The sequence below is a fragment of the Nocardioides lianchengensis genome (assembly GCF_900101465.1).
In the GTDB taxonomy this organism is placed as follows: Bacteria; Actinomycetota; Actinomycetes; order Propionibacteriales; family Nocardioidaceae; genus Nocardioides; species Nocardioides lianchengensis.
Genome location: NZ_FMZM01000006.1, coordinates 305,265 through 325,103 on the forward strand (window position 1 = coordinate 305,265; position 19,839 = coordinate 325,103).

At 72.0% G+C, this 19,839-nt stretch carries 20 protein-coding genes; 11 read left to right on the top strand and 9 right to left on the bottom strand.

All coding sequences use genetic code 11. From position 1 onward, the window contains the following. Positions 1 to 7 precede the first annotated feature (7 nt). From BLT76_RS13145 to BLT76_RS13175, 7 genes are all read left to right on the top strand, one after another. Positions 8 to 982 (top strand): helix-turn-helix transcriptional regulator, encoded by a 975-nt coding sequence (locus BLT76_RS13145; protein WP_090856487.1) that lies wholly within the window; start codon positions 8 to 10, stop codon positions 980 to 982. Next, on the top strand, positions 979 to 1,959 hold the full coding sequence (locus BLT76_RS13150; protein WP_090856489.1) for a helix-turn-helix transcriptional regulator: 981 nt from the start codon (positions 979 to 981) through the stop codon (positions 1,957 to 1,959). The genes BLT76_RS13145 and BLT76_RS13150 overlap by 4 nt, the downstream gene beginning before the upstream one ends. Before the next feature lie 45 nt (positions 1,960 to 2,004). Then, a complete protein-coding gene (gene tatA, locus BLT76_RS13155; protein WP_090856492.1) occupies positions 2,005 to 2,283 on the top strand; it encodes a Sec-independent protein translocase subunit TatA in 279 nt (92 codons plus the stop codon). Positions 2,284 to 2,372: 89 nt separating this feature from the next. Beyond that, complete coding sequence (gene tatC, locus BLT76_RS13160) at positions 2,373 to 3,146, top strand: twin-arginine translocase subunit TatC (RefSeq protein WP_090856495.1); 774 nt, start codon at positions 2,373 to 2,375, stop codon at positions 3,144 to 3,146. Next, complete coding sequence (locus BLT76_RS13165) at positions 3,146 to 3,547, top strand: hypothetical protein (protein WP_090856498.1); 402 nt, start codon at positions 3,146 to 3,148, stop codon at positions 3,545 to 3,547. The genes tatC and BLT76_RS13165 overlap by 1 nt, the downstream gene beginning before the upstream one ends. A 30-nt stretch (positions 3,548 to 3,577) precedes the next feature. Beyond that, positions 3,578 to 4,450: a diacylglycerol kinase gene (locus tag BLT76_RS13170; RefSeq protein ID WP_090856501.1), complete on the top strand. Its 873-nt coding sequence runs from the start codon at positions 3,578 to 3,580 to the stop codon at positions 4,448 to 4,450. A 10-nt stretch (positions 4,451 to 4,460) separates the two neighbouring features. Then, a complete protein-coding gene (locus BLT76_RS13175) occupies positions 4,461 to 7,259 on the top strand; it encodes a DEAD/DEAH box helicase (RefSeq protein ID WP_090856504.1) in 2,799 nt (932 codons plus the stop codon). An 82-nt stretch (positions 7,260 to 7,341) separates the two neighbouring features. Here the strand turns inward: BLT76_RS13175 and BLT76_RS13180 are convergent, their stop codons facing one another. Both BLT76_RS13180 and BLT76_RS13185 read right to left on the bottom strand, forming a co-directional pair. Further along, positions 7,342 to 8,001, bottom strand: a complete 660-nt coding sequence (locus BLT76_RS13180) for an NAD(P)H-binding protein (RefSeq protein ID WP_090856507.1) — start codon at positions 7,999 to 8,001, stop codon at positions 7,342 to 7,344. Positions 8,002 to 8,029: 28 nt separating this feature from the next. Beyond that, positions 8,030 to 8,959, bottom strand: a complete 930-nt coding sequence (locus tag BLT76_RS13185; protein WP_308632300.1) for a 5'-3' exonuclease — start codon at positions 8,957 to 8,959, stop codon at positions 8,030 to 8,032. 40 nt (positions 8,960 to 8,999) lie between these two features. Here BLT76_RS13185 and BLT76_RS13190 point away from each other — a divergent pair, with 40 nt between their 5' ends. Next, complete coding sequence (locus BLT76_RS13190) at positions 9,000 to 9,455, top strand: Lrp/AsnC family transcriptional regulator (RefSeq protein ID WP_280139642.1); 456 nt, start codon at positions 9,000 to 9,002, stop codon at positions 9,453 to 9,455. Here BLT76_RS13190 and BLT76_RS13195 read toward each other — a convergent pair. The 6 genes from BLT76_RS13195 to BLT76_RS13220 form a co-directional block, all read right to left on the bottom strand. After that, the gene (locus BLT76_RS13195; protein WP_090856512.1) at positions 9,445 to 10,101 is read right to left on the bottom strand and encodes a hypothetical protein; all 657 of its coding nucleotides are present in this window, start codon (positions 10,099 to 10,101) and stop codon (positions 9,445 to 9,447) included. The two genes, BLT76_RS13190 and BLT76_RS13195, sit on opposite strands and share 11 nt — an antisense overlap. Positions 10,102 to 10,184: 83 nt before the next feature. Then, on the bottom strand, positions 10,185 to 11,651 hold the full coding sequence (locus BLT76_RS13200) for a KamA family radical SAM protein (RefSeq protein WP_090856515.1): 1,467 nt from the start codon (positions 11,649 to 11,651) through the stop codon (positions 10,185 to 10,187). 59 nt (positions 11,652 to 11,710) lie between these two features. Then, positions 11,711 to 12,316, bottom strand: coding sequence for a GNAT family N-acetyltransferase (locus BLT76_RS13205; RefSeq protein ID WP_090856518.1), 606 nt, complete (start codon positions 12,314 to 12,316; stop codon positions 11,711 to 11,713). Continuing rightward, complete coding sequence (locus BLT76_RS13210; RefSeq protein ID WP_090856521.1) at positions 12,313 to 13,926, bottom strand: amidohydrolase; 1,614 nt, start codon at positions 13,924 to 13,926, stop codon at positions 12,313 to 12,315. Before BLT76_RS13210 ends, BLT76_RS13205 begins: the two co-directional genes overlap by 4 nt. Next, on the bottom strand, positions 13,923 to 15,341 hold the full coding sequence (locus BLT76_RS13215; protein ID WP_090856524.1) for an AMP-binding protein: 1,419 nt from the start codon (positions 15,339 to 15,341) through the stop codon (positions 13,923 to 13,925). Before BLT76_RS13215 ends, BLT76_RS13210 begins: the two co-directional genes overlap by 4 nt. After that, positions 15,334 to 16,080, bottom strand: a complete 747-nt coding sequence (locus BLT76_RS13220) for an enoyl-CoA hydratase/isomerase family protein (protein WP_090856527.1) — start codon at positions 16,078 to 16,080, stop codon at positions 15,334 to 15,336. Before BLT76_RS13220 ends, BLT76_RS13215 begins: the two co-directional genes overlap by 8 nt. A gap of 516 nt (positions 16,081 to 16,596) precedes the next feature. Here BLT76_RS13220 and lnt point away from each other — a divergent pair. The 3 genes from lnt to BLT76_RS13235 are packed head-to-tail and all read left to right on the top strand — an operon-like array spanning position 16,597 to position 19,389. Next, complete coding sequence (lnt, locus tag BLT76_RS13225) at positions 16,597 to 18,138, top strand: apolipoprotein N-acyltransferase (RefSeq protein ID WP_244509390.1); 1,542 nt, start codon at positions 16,597 to 16,599, stop codon at positions 18,136 to 18,138. Between the two features lie 10 nt (positions 18,139 to 18,148). Further along, complete coding sequence (locus tag BLT76_RS13230; protein WP_211752921.1) at positions 18,149 to 18,928, top strand: polyprenol monophosphomannose synthase; 780 nt, start codon at positions 18,149 to 18,151, stop codon at positions 18,926 to 18,928. Continuing rightward, a complete protein-coding gene (locus BLT76_RS13235) occupies positions 18,925 to 19,389 on the top strand; it encodes an FxsA family protein (RefSeq protein ID WP_090856534.1) in 465 nt (154 codons plus the stop codon). Before BLT76_RS13230 ends, BLT76_RS13235 begins: the two co-directional genes overlap by 4 nt. An 18-nt stretch (positions 19,390 to 19,407) precedes the next feature. Here the strand turns inward: BLT76_RS13235 and BLT76_RS13240 are convergent, their stop codons facing one another. Further along, positions 19,408 to 19,794 carry an RNA polymerase-binding protein RbpA gene (locus BLT76_RS13240; RefSeq protein ID WP_090856539.1) on the bottom strand — a complete coding sequence of 129 codons (387 nt, stop codon included), beginning with the start codon at positions 19,792 to 19,794 and terminating at the stop codon, positions 19,408 to 19,410. Between the last annotated feature and the right edge of the window lie 45 nt (positions 19,795 to 19,839).

Consider the following 19,839-nt stretch of genomic DNA (forward strand, 5'->3'; position numbering starts at 1 on the left):
CCTTCCCGTGACGGTCCGCAAGAGCGAGCGCCTGCTCAACCTGCTGATCATGTTGCTCGTCCAGCGGCACTTCGTGGCCAAGGACCGCATCCGCTCGATCCTCTACCCGGGCTCCTCGGACGAGGCCTTCGAGAAGATGTTCGAGCGCGACAAGGAGGAGCTGCGCAGCCTGGGCGTCCCGATCGAGGTGGGCCACATGGACGCCTACTTCGACGACGAGCCGGGCTACCGGATCAGCGCGGACCAGTTCGCCCTCCCGGCGATCGACCTCCTGGCCGACGAGGCGGCCGTGATCGGGCTGGCCACACGGGTCTGGCAGCACGCGAAGCTTGCGGAGGCCACGACCGAGGCGGTCCGCAAGCTCACTGCTCTCGGGGTCGATGTCGACACCAGCGCGCTCGACATCGTCGAACCGCGGCTGAGCGCCGACGAGCCGTCCTTCGACGTGTTCTGGGAGGCGACCCAGGAGCGCGTACCCGTCGACTTCGAGTACGCCCGCCCCGGCCAGGAGACCGGTACCACCCGCCACCTCCAACCGTGGGGCGTCGCCCGGTACGCCGGCCGCTGGTACGTCGTCGGCTTCGACACCGACCGCGGCGCCGAGCGGGTCTTCCGTCTCTCGCGGGTCCAGGGGGATGCTCGCCGCGCAGGCGAGCCCGGCTCGTACGACGTTCCGCCCGGCACCGACGTCCGTGAGGTCGCCCGACGGCTGGCGCCCGCGCCCACGATCGAGCGAGCGACCCTTCTGGTGCGCACCGGGGCGGGGCTGACCCTGCGGCGCGGCGCGGACAGCGTCGAGGCGGGGGTCCCGGGGCCGGACGAGCGCACCGGCTGGGACCGGGTCGTGGTGACCCGCAGCCGGCTGGGCCTCGCCGACGAGGTTCTGGGGTACGGCGCCGACGTCTACGTCGAGGGCCCTCCCGAGCTGCGCGAGACCGTGGTGTCCCGGCTGCGGAGCGCGCTCGAGCGGGTCGCCTCGTGAGCGCGTCCCAGGGAGCGAAGGACCAGGTCGGCCGGCTGCTGACCCTGGTGCCCTACCTCAACGCCCGGGGCGCCGTACCCCTGCAGGATGCGGCACGCGACCTCGGTGTCACTCCCCGCCAGCTCCTGTCGGACCTGAAGGTGCTGCTGATGTGCGGGCTGCCGGGCGGCTACCCCGATGACCTGATCGACGTCGACCTCGACGCACTCCAGGACCCTGACGGCGACGGCGTCATCCGGGTGTCGAACGCCGACTACCTCGCCCGCCCGTTGCGCCTCACGCCGACGGAGGCGACTGCGGTGATCGTGGCGCTCCGGGCCCTCCGCAACGGCTCGGGCCCCGAGACCCGGGAGGTCGTGGACCGGGCCCTGGCCAAGCTGGAGACCGCTGCAGCCGAGGGCAGCGAGGCACCCCGCATCGATCCCGGCGCGGAGGTCGACGCCGACCTCGCCCTGCTCGCCACGCGGCTGCAGGACGCCGCCGATCGGCAGCGGCAGGTGCTGCTCACCTACTACGTGCCGTCTCGCGACGAGGAGTCCGAGCGCCGGGTCGATCCGCGCGGTTTGGTCACAAACAGCGGATTCACCTACCTCGACGCCTGGTGCCACAGCGCCGAGGCACCTCGGCTGTTCCGGCTCGACCGGATCCACCGGGCGGAGGTGCTGGAGGAGCCGATCCGCACCGAGCCGGAGGCTCCGCGGGACCTGGCGGACGGCCTGTTCGCCAGGTCCGACGAGACCACCCGGGTGACCCTGCTGCTCGATCCGCCCGCCCGCTGGGTGGTCGAGTACTACCCGGTCGAGGACGCCCGCCCGCGGGACGACGGGACCACCGAGGTCGACCTGCTCGTGGCCGATCGACGTTGGCTCGATCGGCTGCTGCTCAGGTTGGCCCCGCACGCGTCGATCGTCCGACCGGACGACCTGACCGGCTCGTTCACATCCGCGGCACAGGCCACGCTGCGGCTCTACTCATGACCCGGAGTACGCTGGTCATGACTCCGAATCGTCTGTGAGGACATCATGATCTCCCCCTTCGTCGCAGGTCTCGGCACGACCGAGCTGTTGATCATCCTGGCCGTCCTGGTCCTCCTGTTCGGCGCCAGCAAGCTCCCGGAGCTTGCTCGGGGCAGCGGGCGGGCGCTGCGTATCTTCAAGGCCGAGACCAAGGGCCTGATGGACGACGACGATGACGACGTCTCCCCGGCCAAGAAGACGCCTGAGCAGCGTCAGATCGAGGCCCAGCAGGTCGACCTCGACACCGAGGTCGAGCGGCAGCGCCGCGGCGACACCACGACCTGAGACGGTCCGTGGCGTCCTCACTCCCGTTCGCTGGCATCCTCGGGCTCTTCAGCGCCAAGCCTCAGCACCCTGTCGGTGACGACGGCCGGATGGCCCTCTCCGACCATCTCCGAGAGCTGCGGGCGCGGCTGCTGCGGTGCACCCTGGTCCTGGTCGTCACCTTCGTCGTCGCGCTCTTCTTCTACGAGGAGCTGCTGGAGCTCATCAAGCGTCCGTACGTCGACGCCGTCGAGCAGCTCGGAGGCAAGGTGCCGAGCGAGCTCGTGCTCAGCGGGGTCACGTCGGCCCTGCTGCTGCAGCTGAAGCTTTGCGGCGTCGCGGCGATCGTGGTGTCGAGCCCCTACTGGCTGATGCAGATCTGGGGCTTCATCGTGCCCGGTCTCCACCAGCACGAGAAGCGGTGGACCCGGCTGTTCGCCGCGGTGGCCGGCCCGCTGTTCTTCACCGGGGTCGCGCTCGGCTACTACGTGCTCCCCAAGGGCATCGAGGTGCTGATCGGGTTCACCCCGGTCGATGTGACGAACCTGGTCGACTTCGGGGAGTTCTTCTCCTTCATCACGCGCATGCTCCTCGTCTTCGGCATCGCGATGGAGATCCCGCTCTTCGTCATCATGCTCAACCTGGCCGGGGTGGTCTCCGGCAAGGCGATCGGGCGGTACCGGCCTTGGATCATCATCGGCACCTTCGTCTTCGCGGCCGTCGCGACGCCCTCGACCGACCCGTTCTCGATGCTCATGCTCGCGATCCCGATGCTGGTGCTCTTCGTCATCGCCGAGATCGTCGCCCGACTGGTCGACCGGGCCCGCGGTCGGGGCCGGGAGACTACGGACCAGTGGGACGACGACGAGGTCTCGCCGATCTGATGACACCCGACCTGGCCGACGTCGACCCGTTCGACCTGCCCGAGTGGCTGGGCGTGGGCGACGTGACCTGGTCGGCCGAGTCGGGGGTGCGCAGCGGGCACGACGTACGGGGTGTGCTGACGACCGGGGGCGCCGAGCTGCCGTGCGACCTGCTCGCGGTCGATGACGCGTGGCCCGAGCCGGTCGCGGACGCCGGCACCCGGGTCCGGGCCCACCAGGCCTGGCACCGGGGCCAGGTGCACCTCGTCAGCCACGGTGGCCGGCTCACGTTGGCCGTCCCGGGCTCCGGGTTCAGCGCCGACCTGGTGCTGGACGCGCTGAGCCGGCTGGCCAAGGCGGTCGGGGCCTCGCCCGACCACTACACCGCGCTGCTGCGCATCGGCACCGAGCGTCGTCGCTGAGCGACGCGCCCGGGCCACTACCCTCCGGGTGTGCCCCGCGAGATCGCCCTCCTGACCAACCCCACCGCCGGCAAGGGCAAGGGGGCCAGGGCCCGCGTCGCCGCACTGACCCGCCTGCGTGAGGCCGGGGTCGTCGTCCGCGACCTGGTGGGCCGGGACGCGGACGAGGCACTCGACCTGGCCCGGGCCACCGTCGCCGACGGCGTCGAGGCGCTGGTGGTCGTCGGCGGGGACGGCATGGCGCACCTGGGTGTCCAGGCCGTCGCCACCACGGGTACGGCGCTCGGGGTGATCCCGGCCGGCACCGGCAACGACGTCGCGCGCTACTTCGACCTGCCGCGCAAGGACCCGGTCGCCGCCGCCGGCCGGGTCGTCGCGGGTCGCACCCGAACGGTCGACCTGGCCCGCAGCGGGTCGTCGTACTACGCGACGGTGCTGTGCGCCGGCTTCGACGCCGTCGTCAACGAGCGGGCCAACCGGATGACCTGGCCCCGGGGTCAGATGCGCTACAACCTGGCCACGGTCGCCGAGCTGCGCACCTTCGAGCCACTGCCGTACACCCTCGAGCTGGACGGCGTCGCGCTCCGCACCGAGGCGATGCTCGTGGCCGTCGGGAACGGGCCGTCGTTCGGCGGCGGGCTCCGGATCACCGAGGGCGCGAAGCTCGACGACGGGCTGCTCGATGTGGTCATCATCAAGCCGATGAGCAAGCCCGCGCTGATCCGGACCTACCCCAAGCTCTTCAACGGCACCCACACCACCCACCCAGCGTACGAGCACCACCTCGCGCGCACCGTCACCATCGCCGCCCCCGGCATCGTGACCTACGCCGACGGCGAGCGGTTCGGTCCGCTGCCGCTCACGGTGGAGTGCGTGCCCGGAGCCCTCACGGTGCTCGCGTAGGTTGGAGGACATGAGCACCGACGAGCTGTCCCCGTCGGAGCGGTACGCCTCGTACCGCGAGAACCGCGGCCACCCGGTCCTGAAGGACTTCCAGGCGCTGCACGAGTTCCCGCTCGACGACTTCCAGCTCCGCGCCTGCCGGGAGATCGAGGACGGTCGCGGCGTGCTGGTCGCCGCACCGACCGGGTCCGGCAAGACCATCGTCGGCGAGTTCGCCATCCACCTCGCGCTGCAGGGCGGGCGCAAGGCCTTCTACACGACCCCGATCAAGGCGCTCTCGAACCAGAAGTACCAGGACCTCGTCGCCCGCTACGGCGCCGACCAGGTCGGCCTGCTGACCGGCGACAACACCGTGAACGGCGAGGCGCCGATCGTGGTGATGACGACCGAGGTGCTGCGCAACATGCTGTACGCCGGGTCGCGGACCCTGGTCGGTCTCGGCTTCGTGATCATGGACGAGGTCCACTACCTCGCCGACCGTTCGCGCGGGGCGGTGTGGGAGGAGGTGATCATCCACCTCCCCGAGTCGGTCACCCTGGTCTCGCTCTCGGCGACGGTCTCGAACGCGGAGGAGTTCGGCGAGTGGCTGGCCACCGTGCGCGGCGAGACCGCCACGATCCTGGAGGAGCGGCGTCCGGTGCCGCTCTACCAGCACGTCATGGTCGGCAGGCGGCTCCTCGACCTCTTCGCGGACTCCGACGTCGACGCCGCCGCGGGCTTCGTCAAGGAGGGCGCTCCGGTCAACAACGAGCTGATGAAGGTGGCCCGCGACGACTGGGCCGCCAGCAAGCTCAAGGACCGCCGCTCCCCACGTGGGGCGAAGGGCCGCGGCGGACCACGGCAGGTCGGCAACGGACGGCGGGTCTGGATCCCCAGTCGCGCCGACGTCGTCGAACGGCTCGACCGTGAGGGGCTGCTCCCGGCGATCGTGTTCATCTTCAGCCGGGTCGGCTGCGACGCGGCGGTGACCCAGGCCCTGAACGCCGGCATCCGGCTGACCAGCGCCGAGGAACGGGACACGATCTTCGCCTACGTCGAAGCCGCGTGCCGTCACCTGCCCGAGGAGGATCTCCACGTCCTCGGGTACCACGACTTCCTCGACGGTCTGACCCGAGGCGTCGCCGCCCACCACGCCGGAATGCTGCCGGCGTTCAAGCAGTGCGTCGAGGAGATGTTCCTGCGTGGGCTCTGCAAGGTGGTCTTCGCGACCGAGACGCTCGCGCTCGGCATCAACATGCCGGCCCGCACCGTGGTCATCGAGAAGCTGTCCAAGTGGAACGGCGAGACGCACGCCGACATCACGCCGGGGGAGTACACCCAGCTGACCGGTCGCGCCGGTCGCCGCGGACTCGACACCGAGGGCCACGGCGTCGTCCTCTGGCAGCCGGGGATGAACCCGCGCGAGGTGGCGGGCCTCGCCTCCACGCGCACCTACCCGCTGAGGTCGTCGTTCCGGCCGTCGTACAACATGGCCGTGAACCTGGTGAACCAGTTCGGCCGGGACACGTCGCGACAGCTGCTCGAGCAGTCCTTCGCCCAGTTCCAGGCCGATAAGGCCGTCGTCGGGCTGGCCCGCCAGGTCCGCAAGGCCGAGGAAGCGCTCGACGGCTACCGCGAGTCGGCGTCCTGCCACCTCGGCGACTTCATGGAGTACGCCGGCCTCCGCCGCCGGATCTCCGACGTCGAGAAGGACGCCAACCGCGCCCGGAAGTCCGACCGCCGCGACGAGGCCATCGCGTCGCTGAAGAACCTCCGACCCGGCGACGTGATCCAGGTGCCGACCGGCAAGTTCGCCGGGTATGCCGTCGTGATCGACCCCGGCTGGTCCGAGGAGGGCCCGCGGCCGTACGTCGTGACCGCTGACCGGCAGGCCCGCCGGCTGGCGATGATCGACTTCCCGACCCCGGTCGTGGCGCTGACCCGGCTGAAGATCCCGAAGAGCTTCAACGGACGCAATCCACAGATGCGTCGCGACCTCGCCTCTGCCCTGCGCTCCCGCACGCACGACCTGGCACCGCCGCCGCCGGGCCGCCGTACCCCGGACGCGCGCTCGACGCTGGCCCGCTCGGGCGCCGACGAGGAGGTGGCCCGGCTGCGCGCGGAGCTGAAGGCGCACCCGTGCCACGCCTGCCCGGACCGGGAGGACCACGCCCGCTGGGCCGAGCGCTGGTTCAAGCTCGACCGCGACACCCAGACCCTGAAGCGCCGCGTCGAGTCGCGCACCAACACCGTCGCCCGGCAGTTCGACCGGGTGTGCGACGTGTTGACGGCGCTGGACTACCTCGACGGCGACGAGATCACCCCGCGCGGCCGGCACCTGATGCGGCTCTACTCCGAGCTCGACCTGGTCGCCGCCGAGTGCCTGCGCCTCCGGCTGTGGGAGGGCCTGGACGCCTCGGAGCTGGCCGCGGTCCTCTCGGTCCTGGTCTTCGAGGCCCGTCGCCCCGACGACGCCTCCTCACCCCGGGTGCCGGGCGGTCCGGTCAAGGACACGATCGCCGAGATGGTGCGCCTCTGGGGCGACCTCGACCGGCTCGAGAAGGACCACAAGCTCGACTACCTGCGCCAGCCCGACCTGGGCTTCGCCTGGCTCGCCTACCGCTGGGCCGAGGGCGACGAGCTCGACGACCTGCTCGGCGCCAGCGAGCTGGCCGCCGGCGACTTCGTGCGCTGGATGAAGCAGCTGCTGGACCTCGCCGGCCAGGTCGCCGACGCCGCTGGTGACGGGCCGGTCCGCGCAACCGCGCGGGAGGTCGTACGGCGGCTGCGGCGGGGTGTGGTCGCGTACTCCGGGCTCGCTGAGGACTGAGAGGGCTCCTCAGCGATGCTGATTGTGACCAATCAGCATCACCGGGCGAATCGGCTCCGCCGTTTGTGACCAATCAGCACGATCAATCGACCGCGGCCGCGATCGCGTCCCGCACCCCGGCGGACCCACCGACCAGGTCCCACTGCCGCCCGACGGAGGCCGGCTCGTCGAGGACGGCGGCGAGCACGGCGGCCACGTCGGCGCGGGTGACGTCGCCGGGCTCGAGGTCGGGGCCTAGGGCGACCTGGCCGGTGGCGGGGTCGTCGGTGAGGCGGCCCGGGCGGAGGATGGTCCAGGCGAGGCCGCTGTCACGGAGGGCGGCGTCGGCGTCGCGCTTGGCCTCGACGTAGGCGCGCCAGACGTCGCCGGTGTCGTCGGGGAGGGGACGGTCGACGCCGATGGCGGAGACCTGGACGAACCGGTCGATGCCGGCGAGCCGGGCGCCCTCGATCGATTTCAGCGATCCCTCGAGGTCGACGGTGCGCTTGCGCTCGACGTTCCCGTCGGCTCCACCACCCGCCGCGAAGACGACGGCGCCGCACCCCTCGAAGGCGGCGGCGAAGGCCGCTGCGTCGGCCCGCTCGATGTCGAGCAGGCGGACTTCGGCGCCCCGCTTCTCGAGCTCGTCGCGGTACTCCTCCTTACGCACCAGCGCCACCGGCGTGTGCTCGGTACGGCGCAACTCCACCAGGAGGTGCTTGGCCACCTGTCCGTGGCCTCCGACGATCGCGATCTTGTCCATGTCCTCCACCGTAGGACGGGACCGGTGATCAGCCCGAGAGCACCGCGGTCAGGCGCTCGGCGGGCGACTCCAGCCCCCACCGCTCGGCGAGCTCGCGCACGAGGGCGGGGTCGCGGGGCACCGACGGCAGGGCTAGCTCGGAGCGGTCGAGCGGGAGCTCGCGGGCCACCGCCACGACCTGCGGGGCGACCGCGAGGTAGTCGGCGGCGGCTTTGATCTTGCTCCGCGGCCCGGGGGCGAGGTCGGACGCCGGGTCCTCGGCGGCGGCGACGATGCCGGCCATGTCGCCGAAGCGCTGCAGCAGGGTGGCGGCCGTCTTCTCGCCGACCCCCTTGACCCCGGGCAGGCCGTCCGAGGCGTCCCCCCGGAGGGTGGCGAAGTCGGCGTACTGGCGGGCGTCGATGCCGTACTTGTCGACCACCCACTGGTTGGTGACCCGCTCGTGGTTGCCCACGCCGCGGGCGATGTAGAGGACGCGGACGTCGGCGTCGTCGTCGACGAGCTGGAACAGGTCACGGTCGCCGGTCACGATGTCGACGGGCTGCCCGGCCCCGGTGGCCAGGGTGCCGATCACGTCGTCGGCCTCGTAGCCGTCGTGGCCGATCACGGTGATGCCGTACGCCGCCAGCACCTCGCGGATGATCGGGACCTGGACCTGGAGGTCGTCCTCGACCACCTCGACGTCGGGGGCCGTCTCGACCTCCTCGACCACCCGGTGCCCCTTGTACGACGGGACCAGGTCGACGCGCCACTGCGGACGCCAGTCGTTGTCCCAGCAGCAGACCAGGTCGGTCGGCTCGTACTGGTCGACCAGCCGGGTGATGAAGTCCATCAGCCCCCGGACGGCGTTGACCGGCGTGCCGTCGGGCCCGCTGATCGAGGGGACCCCGAAGTAGGCCCGGAAGTACATCGAGGCGGTGTCGAGGAGCATCAGGCGGCCTGTCTGCGGGCTGGTCACCCGGGAATCCTGCCACGAGTCGTGGATTAGCCTGTCGGCCGTGAACTTGTCCGAGGTGGAAGCCACCGACCGCAAGATCCTCGACCTCCTCGCCGCCGACGGCCGGATGTCCTTCACCGACCTCGGCAAGGCCACCGGCCTGTCGACCTCGGCGGTGCACCAGCGCGTCAAGCGGCTGGAGCAGCGTGGGCTGATCCTGGGCTACGGCGCCACGATCAACCACGAGGAGGTCGGCATGCCGCTGACCGCCTTCATCTCGATCCGCCCGATCGACCCCTCCCAGCCCGACGACTCACCCGAGCGGTTGCGCGACATCCCCGAGCTCGAGTCGTGCTGGTCGGTCGCGGGGGAGGAGTCGTACGTCCTGAAGGTCCGGGTCGCCACGCCGCGCCACCTCGAGGAGCTGCTCGCCCGGATCCGGGCCGCCGCCAACGTGTCGACCCGCACCACCATCGTGTTGTCGACCTTCTACGAGAACCGGCCGGTCACGTCCTGACGGCCGTCACCGTCAGGTCGGCGTAGTAGACCCGTCCACCATTGTTGGCCAGACCGGTCGAGCAGCGCAGCGCGACGTCGTACGTCCCGGGCGTGGCCGCCTCGCTCGCCGTCTGCGCCCACGTCTTGTTCTCGTACTGACCGAAGCTGTCGTGGGAGGGGAAGGTGATGCTGCGGGCCGTGCCGCCCACCGGTCGCAGGTCGACCTGACAGTTGAACGACCGGCCGGACACGTTGCCATTGTGCAGATAGGCGTCCGCGGCGACGATGAGGCGAGCGGGCTCGGTGAGGCGGAGCCGACCCGAGCGCTGACCCGGTCCGGAGCTCAGGGTGGTGACGTCACCCAGGCTGCCGTCAGCGGGCAGCGAGACCGGGCTGTAGGCAGTGTCGCGGCCGTAGCGGTAGTTCGACCATGCCACGGCGAGGACGCCGTCGTCCCCGGTCGCTCCGCGCGGCCCGGCCGGCACCTGGCCGCGGGCGAAGTCCTTGCGCTTCAGCGAGTGGTCCTTCACGTCCTTGCCGGTGAGGGAACCGTTCTTGATGTCGGCGCCGGTGATGCTGCGCGCCGCGTCGGCGACCACGGGGTTGGTCACCAGCAGGAACGAGAGGGCGAGGGTGAGGGCGGCGGGGGCGAGATAGCGGCGCACGGAGACTCCCAGGGTCGGTGGTCTCGCCAGACTGGATCACCGCCCCCGGGCGCGACATGACCCGAACGGGCCATGTCGTCAGGTCACCAGGCCTGCAGCGCCGCCGTACGACGGGACGCCTCGGCGGCCTCGGCGGCCTTGAGCGCGGACTCGTCGAGCCGTCCGTGCTCCTCCCACCACGCGCGGCCGGCGGCCGGGAGGGTGTGGATCGGGTCGTAGTACTCGTAGGTACGCGACAGTGCCTCGGGGTCGGCGGCCTCGATCGACGTGCGGTAGTTCTTGGTCCAGTACGAGATGCCGCGCTCGGTGTCGTACGACGCGAGCTGGTGCACCCACCTCTTGCCGACGAAGGGCACGTCGCAGACGATGCGCGGCGTCGCGAAGCCCGGCAGGTAGCCCATGATGTGGTGCTGCAGCCGCTGCGCGTCGGCGACCGAGACCCGCCAGTGCTCCGAGTAGGGGATCAGGTCGCACATGTAGAAGTAGTAGGGCATGATCCGGGCGCCGTCGAGGAGCCGGAAGCACAGGTCGAGCAGCGCGTGCGGGTCGGCGTTCACCCCGTTGAGCAGCACCCCCTGGTTGCGCACGTCACGCAGTCCGGCGTCGAGCATCGCGGCCGATGCCTTCGCCACGATCGGCGTGATCGACTGGGCGTGGTTGGCGTGGGTGTGCATGGCCAGCGAGACGCCCCGGGAGTTGGCCAGGCCGGCGACCCGGGACACGCCCTCGACGACGTCCGGCTGCAGCCAGTGCTGGGGGAGGCCGATCAGCGCCTTGGTCGCGAGCCGGATGTCGCGGATGTTCTCGATCTCCAGCAGGGAGGTCAGGAACGCCTCGAGGCGGGGCCACGGCATGTTGGCCACGTCGCCGCCGGAGACCACGACGTCGCGCACCGACGGCGTACGGCGCAGGTAGTCGAGCATGTCGCCGATCCGGTCGTTCGGCTTGCCGGCGAACTTCAGCTTGTCGATCACCGGCGTCGAGTTGCCGACCAGGTCCATCCGGGTGCAGTGGCCGCAGTACTGCGGGCAGGTCGGCAGCAGCTCGGCGAGCACCTTGGTGGGGTAGCGGTGGGTGAGACCCTCGGTCGCCCACATGTCGTGCTCGTGCAGCGAGTCGCGGGTGGCGTGCGGGTGCGAGGGCCAGTCGGTGCGGCGGTCGCTGAACACCGGGATCATGTAGTGCCGGACCGGGTCCGCGTAGAACGCCTCGGTCATCGAGCCGGGCCCGGCGGGCTCGAACGACGGCACCATCGTGTTGAGCATCTGCGGCGGCACCAGCATCGACATCGTGGCGCGCTCGGTCTGGTCGCGCTCGAGGTCGGCGAAGAACCGCTCGTCGAGCAGGTCGCCGGTCAGCTCGCGCAGCTGCTTGACGTTCTTCACGCAGTGCGCCCGCTGCCACTGCACCGAGTCCCACTCGGCCGCGGTGACGTCCCGCCAGCCCGGGAAGCGGGTCCAGTCCGGCTCGACGAGCTCCACCCGGCGGTACGGGTAGGGCTGCCCGGTCTCGTCCTCCACGAGGGACGCGATCGACGTCTCGATGCTCATGCCGCCCAGGGTGACACAAATCTTGCGCCGAGACGAACGCAACGCCGCAGGATCTCCTGTCAGAGACCGCTCGCGCGCAGCGTCCGCCGTACGGCGGGGGAGTCTGCGGGCAGGCCGTACCGCCGCTCGTAGACGCCCTCCACCAGCGCCCGAAGCTCGACCTCGGGGAGGTCGGGCCGCAGCGGCTGGTCCATCAGCCGCAGAGCGGGTGCGTGGCCGTCGTCGTGCGGCGGGAGGTACTCGCGCACGGGCAGCAGCCGGCCGCCGAGCCGCTCGTAGAAGGCGATCCGTCTGCGGTGCTCGTCGACCGCGTGGTCGGGGAGGCCGGGCTCGTCGGGGTCCTCGACGTCCCAGACCAGCCGGGTGCGGCCCTCCGCGGCGAGCAGCCCGGTCAGGTCGGCCCACATCGACGAGCCGATGCCGCGGCCGCGCCGGCCGACGGCGTAGTAGCGCAGGAACGTCCACCCGGTCGGGCCGAGGTCGCGGACCAGCGCGAAGCCGCTGGGCCCGTCGTGCTCGACCCGCACCAGCAGCCGGTCGGCCAGCAGGTCGGCGAACGGGACGGTCAGCTCCTCGGGGAACGCCGACTCGTAGATCGCGCGGACGGCCTCGAGCTCGGCGTCGGGCAGGGTCGCGGCGGAGACCAGGCCGGGGAGAGCGCTCATCCGTGCACCACCTCTCCGCCCAGCACCGTGCCGAGCACCTCGATCTCGCGGATGGTCGTGGGGTCGACCGTCGCCGGGTCGTCGGAGAGGACCACCAGGTCGGCGCGCTTGCCGAGCGCCACGGTGCCCCGGTCATGCTCCTGGTGCGAGGCGTACGCCGAGCCCCGGGTGTACGCCGTCAGCGCCTCGAGCCCGGTGATCGCCTCCTGGGGCCCGCAGGCGGCCCCTGAGTCGGTCCGCCGGTTCACCATGTCGTGGAGGCCGAGCAGCGGCGCCCCGTCGACCACCGGCCGGTCCGAGCTGCCGGGTGGGGTGATGCCGGCGTCGAGCAGCGACCGGTAGCGGTAGGCCCAGCCGGCGCGGTCAGGACCGAGCGCCCGGAGCATCCCGTCGCCGATCTCGCCCACGAAGCGGCCCTGGGGGACCGGGACGACGCCCAGCGCCGCCGCGCGGAGCACCTGGTCGGGTCGCGAGACGCCGAAGTGCTCCACCCGGTGCCGGACGTCGGGTCGCGGCCAACGGCGCTGCGCCTCGTCGTACGCGTCGAGGACGAGGTCGATCGCGGCGTCGCCGATCGCGTGGGCGGCGACCCGCCAGCCGGAGCGGTGCGCGTCGAGAATGGTCCGGGTCAGCGCGGCCGCGTCGTCCTGGAGGTAGCCGCGGGACCCGGGGGTGTCGGCGAAGTCCTCGGTCAGCGCACACGTGTGACCGATCAGCGAGCCGTCGGAGAAGACCTTCACCGGCCCGATCCGCAGCCGGTCGTCGCCGAGGCCGGTGCGGATCCCGAGGTCGAGGCCGCGCACGATCCCGTCGTCCTCGTGGGCGCTCAACGTGCGCAGCGCGTCAGCGGCCACCATGAGCTCGACACGCACCGGGAGTCGGCCGGTGTCGCGGGCCTGCTGGTAGGCCGCCACCTCGACCGGGCTCTTGCCGATCCAGCCGCCCCCGATCCCGGCCTCGACCACGCTGGTGATCCCCTGGGCGAGGTAGGCCCGTCCCGCGCACTCGATGGCGTCCACGAGGGTGGCCACGGGGTAGGGGAGGACCAGCCGCGACAGCAGGCCCTGGGCCTGCTCCTGGAGCAACCCCGTGGGGCGCCCCTCGCCGTCCACGACGACCAGCCCGCCGGGCACGTCGACGGGGGCGTCGGCCAGGCCAAGCTCGGTCAGCACCGCGCTGTTGACGGTGCACATGTGCCCGGAGGTGTGCTTGAGCCAGACCGGGAGGCCCCCGGCGGCCCGGTCGAGGGCCTCCCGGCTCGGATGCGCTCCGAGCTTGTTCTCGTCGTAGCCGGCCCCGACCACCCACGCGCCCGGCGCGGTGGTGGCCGCCCGGGCCGCGACGGCGTCGTACAGGGCCTCGAGGGAGGGGACGCGCAGGTCGACCTCGGCCAGGGACAGGCCGTACCACGCCATGTGGTTGTGGGCGTCGTGGAAGCCCGGCGCGACCACCGCGCCGTCCAGGTCGATCACCCGTCGGGCGGGCACGTCCTCGAGCGCCACGACGCGGCCGTTCAGGACGGCCACGGCGCCGGCCACGTCGGCCCGCCCCGCGCCCTCGAGCGTGCGCACCCGCGCGTTCGTGAGCAGCAGGTCGGCCTGGAGGCTCACAGCTTGGCCTTCTCCACGCGGTGCGACGCGGTCAGCGGGAGGTCGTCGCGGAACTCCCAGAACCGGGGCACCTTGAAGCCGGCGAGCCGGTCGCGGCACCACGCGTCGAGCTCGTCGGACGACGAGCCGGGCGCCACGACGTACGCCTTGACCTCCTCGCCACGGATCTCGTCGGGTACGCCGACGACCGCGGCCAGCCGCACCGACGGGTGGGTCAGCAGCACGTCCTCGACCTCGCGGGCGGCGATGTTCTCGCCGCTGCGCCGGATCATGTCCTTGAGCCGCCCGGTGAGGTAGACGCGACCCGCGTCGTCGAGCCGGGCCAGGTCACCGGTCGGGAACCAGCCGTCCTCGCGGAAGGGCGACTCGTGACCGAGGTAGCCCAGCATCATGCCCGGTCCACGCAGCCACAGCTCGCCGTCGACCAGCCGCACCTCACGGTGCGCTGCCGGCCGGCCCAGGCAGCCGGACCCGACCAGCACGTCGTGGTCGTCGGACCCGACCCGGATGTCGGCGCCGGTCTCGGTCATCCCGAAGGCCTCGAACCACGGCACGCCCCACCGGTCCTCGAGCTCGGCGTGCAGCGCCGTGGGGATCGCCGAGCACTGGACGGCGCGCACGCGGTGCACCCGGTCCAGCGGGTCCGGCGGCATCCGCAGCAGCAGGGTCGGCATCGCGGCCAGGCAGTAGAAGTAGGTGACCTCGTGCTCGCGCACCTTGGCCCAGAACGTCGACGGGTGGAACCCGTCGAGCGCGACCAGCTGGGCGCCGGCGACGAGCGCCGTGACGACGTTCCACTGCGGGTCGACGTAGTGGAACGGCTGGGCGGTCAGCATCACGTCCTCGGCGGACACGTGCGGGAACTCCGCGACCATCGACCCGGCGAGGGTCGTCCAGTAGCGATGGGTGAGCAGGCAGCCCTTCGGACGCCCGGTCGTGCCCGACGTGTACTGCACGTTGACGACCGCGTCGGGGTCGACCGGCCCCTGCTCCCAGGTGCCGTCGGCGACCAGCTCCTCGACCCGTACGACGTCCGGCAGGTCGCCGACCGCCTCGAGCACCCGGGCGTGCTCCGCCGTCGTCACCACCAGCCGGGCACCGGAGTCACGCAGCACGTGCTCGGTGTCGACCGGGCCGTAGCGCACGTTCAGCGGCACCATCGCGGCCCCGAGCCGCATCAGCGCGAACCAGACCAGCGGCATCTCCGCTCGGTTGCCGAGCAGCACCGCCACCCGGTCGCCCGGGCCGATCCCGCGCTCCCGCAGCGCCTCGGCGTACGACGCGGAGCGCGCCCCGACGTCGGCGTACGTGAGTCGCTCGGCCGGCCCGTCGCCGAGGTCGAAGGTCCAGGCGACCCGGTCGGCGCGGTAGCGCGCCGCCGCTTCCAGGACGGAGACGAGGTCCTTCTCAGCCACGACCGAAGGCCTCCCGGGGCGCGTCGCCCTCCCCGGAGAGCGACGTCAGCAGCGCGTGGTCGACCTCCCGGCCGAGTGCCTCCTCGAAGCTCGCGTCGAGCCCCTCGTCGAGCACCCGCTTCGCCAGGGAGACCGAGAGCGCCGGGCGTGCGGCCACCCGGTGCGCGATCTCGAGGGCGGCCGTCTCGTGCTCTCCGGGCGGTACGACGCGCGCGACCATCCCGATCTCGCCCGCCCGCGCGCCGGTGATCCGCTCGCCGAGCAGCATCAGCTCCTTCGCGCGGGCCCACCCGACCAGGGCCGGCAGCAGTCGGGAGATCCCCCCGGTGACGCTGAGCCCGACCTCGACCTCGGGGAACCCGAACTGGGCGTCCGCGGTCGCGACGACCACGTCGCAGGCCAGCGCGAACTCGCAGCCGGCCCCGAGCGCGTGACCGTGCACGGCCGCGACGACCGGGCCGGGGAACGAGCGGATCAGCCGCGTGACGTCCTGGATGGCCTCGAGGCGGGCCCGCGTCTCCAGCGGAGACTCGACCGGCTCGGGCTCCTTCAGGTCGTGTCCGGCGCAGAACGACCGGCCGCGGCCGGCGAGCACCACGGCGCGGGCCCCCTCCGCGGCGGCCCGGCGCAGCCCCGCGGCCAGGCCGTCGGTCAGGGCGGGCACCACCGCGTTCAGCCGCTCGGGCCGGTCCAGGTGGATCAGGGCCACCTCGCCGTCGCGGGTGTAGTCGACCGCCACGGGCCGCTCCTTCCGGGTCAGAGCCGCCGGCAGCCAGGTGCGCCGCGCGGCACGCAGACGGTACGCCGCGCGCGGTCGGGTGCGACAGCGGGCCCGCCTCGGCTAGCAGCCTTTACACGCGATCGCGAGCAAGGATGCGCGACACGCCGAGGTGGTCTGGAGAATCGGCGAAATTCTGGTGAACATCACACGGCGCTGACCTGCGAGGACGTGCGTTCGTGCAGGTCAGGGCCATGTTGACAGGCCGCCCCGCGAGACGCGACTGTGTGCCGTCCGCTCATGCAGATCGTGGCCTGGCGGACCGACGTCCGAGTGGCCGTGTCGGAGGGTGGGGTGCCAATCACCCGTCCGACGCTGTTCGCGGAGGTCGGTCCGCTCCGCGAGGGCGGACACGGAAGGACCCCGCACCCCCTAGACAACAACCCGGGCTCGGCAGCCGGTCATTCTCAGGTTGGTCCGAAGGGTTTCGGGGTCCTTCCGGAGCTCTGCAACCGTGGCTCGACTACGTTGTCGCCTGTGCTGAAGCGGATCCTGCTGGCCCTCGTCGCCGGAGTGGTCCTCTCCCTGGCCTTCGAACCGGTCGCCGCCCCGATCGTGCTGCCGTTCGCGGTCGCCGGCTTCTTCCTCTCCGTGCGCGGCCTCCGGGCCCGCCAGGGCTGGTGGGTCGGCCTGGTCTTCGGCGTCTCCTTCTACTACGTGCACATCTGGTGGATGCACGTGGTGGCCCTGCCTGCGTGGCTCGCCCTGGCCGGCATCGAGGCCTTCTTCTACGGCGTCCTGGGCGCGGTCGTCGCCGTCCTCGGCGCTCGGCGCTGGTGGCCGCTGTGGGTCACCGCAGCCTGGGTCGCCGTCGAGGTGCTGCGCAGCGGCTGGCCCTTCAGTGGGATGCCCTGGGGCCGGCTGGCGTTCGCCACCGTCGACACCCCGGTCGCCGCCTCGCTCCCGTACGTCGGCATGGTCGGCGTCACCGCGCTGCTGGCCCTGGCCGGGGCGCTGCTGGCCTGGTTGGTGGTCGCCCAGGGTCGTGAGCGCCGGTTCGCGCTGGGCGCGGTCGCGGCGCTCGTCGCGGTGCTGGCGGTGCCCGCGCTGGCGTCGTACACCCCGGACGAGGTGGGCTCCACGACGGTCGCCGTCGTGCAGGGTGACGTGCCGGGGCCCGGCAACGACATCCTCTACGACCCCGACGGCGTCACCGAGAACCACGTCCGCGCCACCGTGGACCTCGCGGACGACGTACGGGCCGGCGACGTGCCGGCGCCCGACTTCGTGGTCTGGCCCGAGAACTCGACCGCCTCGGACCCCTTCAACCGGCAGGTGATCGGCGACGGGATCCGCGAGGCCGTCGCCGCGGTCGACGTCCCGGTGCTGGTCGGGGCGATCGTCGACGGCGACCCCGGCCACGTGCTCAACCAGGGCATCGTGTGGGACCCGGTCACGGGCGCAGGGGAGCGGTACACGAAGCAGAACCCGGTGCCCTGGGGCGAGTACATCCCCTTCCGGAAGTACCTCGACTACAACATCGGCGACCTGTCCAGCATCGGCCGCGACATGCTCCGCGGGACCCGCGAGGAGCCGCTCACGGTCGCCGGCGTGCGGATCGCCGACGCCATCTGCTTCGACGTCGCCTACGACGGCGGCATCCAGGCCCAGCTGGCCCGCGGGGCCGAGCTGATGGTGGTGCAGACGAGCAACGCCTCCTTCATGGGCAGCGACCAGATCGACCAGCAGTTCGCGATCACCCGGCTCCGCGCGATCGAGACCGGCCGGTGGCTGACGGTGGCCTCGACCAACGGGCTCAGCGGGATCGTCGCCCCCGACGGGACCGTGGTAGCGACGGCCGACCCGCGCACCACAGCGGTGCTCGTCGAGGAGGTCGGGCTGGTCGACGACGTACCGCCCGGGATCCGGGTCGGCCCCTGGGTGGCGCGACTGTGCATCGCCGCGACACTGGCCGGTCTCGTCCTCGCCATGCTCACGTATCGTCGAAGGCGGACACTTCCGCGACCCGTTGAACCCGGTCCGGACGGACCCCGGCTGCAGGAGACGAAGCAGGAATGAGGCTTCCCGCGTGAGCACCACACCCCACTCCGAGCTGGGACGTGTCGTGGTCGTGGTCCCGACGTACGACGAGGCGGCCAACCTGGCCTGGATCGTCGACCGGCTGCGCCGCGCGCAGCCCGAGGTCGACGTCCTCGTCGTCGACGACGACTCCCCGGACGGGACCGGCCGGATCGCCGACGGGCTCGCCGCGGCCGATGATCACGTCAAGGTCCTGCACCGCACCGCCAAGGGCGGGCTCGGGGCGGCGTACCGGCACGGCTTCGCCCACGCCCTCGCCGAGGGGTACGACGTCATCGGCGAGATGGACGCCGACGGCTCCCACCAGCCCGAGCAGCTGGGCCTGCTGCTCGACGCTCTGGCCGACGCCGACCTGGTGATCGGCTCGCGGTACGTGCCCGGGGGCTCGGTGGTCAACTGGCCGCGCTCCCGGGAGCTGCTCTCGCGTGGCGGCAACCTCTACGTGCGGCTGCTGCTCGGCATCCGGGTCCGCGACGCCACCGCCGGGTTCCGGCTGTTCCGGCGCGGCACCCTGGAGAAGATCGACCTCGACTCGGTGCGCTCGACCGGCTACGTCTTCCAGACCGACATGGTCGCGCGGACCCTGAACGCCGGGCTGACGGTGCGCGAGGTGCCGATCGAGTTCGTCGAGCGCGAGCGCGGCGACTCGAAGATGAGCGGCGCGGTGGCCACCGAGTCGCTGAAGCGGATCACCTGGTGGGGCCTGCGCGAGCGCCGCGACCAGGTACGACGGGCCTGGCGGGACCGGTCCTGGAGGAGTCGCTCGTGAGCCCACGCCGCCGCAGCACCCGCTGGGTGCTCTTCGTCCTCTTCGTGGTCGTCCCCCTGGCCGAGATCTACGTCCTGATCCAGGTCGGACAGGTCATCGGGCCCTGGTGGACGATCCTGCTGCTGGTGCTGGACAGCATCTTCGGCACCTGGCTGATCCGCCGCGAGGGCGGGCGCGCGTTCGCAGCGCTGCGCAGTGCCCTCGAGAGCGGCCGGATGCCGGCGCGCGAGCTCGCCGACGGCGGTCTCATCCTGGTCGGCGGCACGCTCATGCTGAGCCCGGGATTCGTCACCGATGCCTTCGGCATCCTGCTCATCCTGCCGTTCACCCGGCCGGCGTTCCGCGGCCTGCTGACCCGCGTGGTCACGGCCCGACTCGTCGCCGCGCCCCGGAACGCACGTCGCCCCGGACCTGGACCCGATGGGTCCGTGGTCCGGGGCGAGGTCGTCGACGACTCCTGAGCGCCCGCGAGGGCTGGCTCAGGCGGTCGCCTTGCGCTTCTTCGCGTTGGCCCGGTGCAGGTGTGCCGGCCCGATCTCGCCGCCGCGCAGCAGCTCCAGGCGCTCCTTGAGGATGTCCTCGAGCTCCTTCTCGGAACGGCGCTCCAGCAGCATGTCCCAGTGGGTGCGAGCCGGCTTCTCGTTCTTCGCCTCCGGCTGGATGCCCGAGGTGCTGAGGCTCTCAGCACCGCAGCGCGGGCACTCCCAAATGGCCGGGACGTCGGCCTCGACCGACATGGTGATCTCGAACTCGTGCCCCTGCGGGCACCGGTAACCGACCTGCTGACGAGCCGCGAACTCGATCCCGCGCTCGTCCTCGAAGCTCTGGCCTCCGAGTCGGGCACCGCGCAATGTGCGCTCCGCCATGAGGCACCTCCGTTTTCTGTCCCCCGTGGACGACTGACCGAGAGG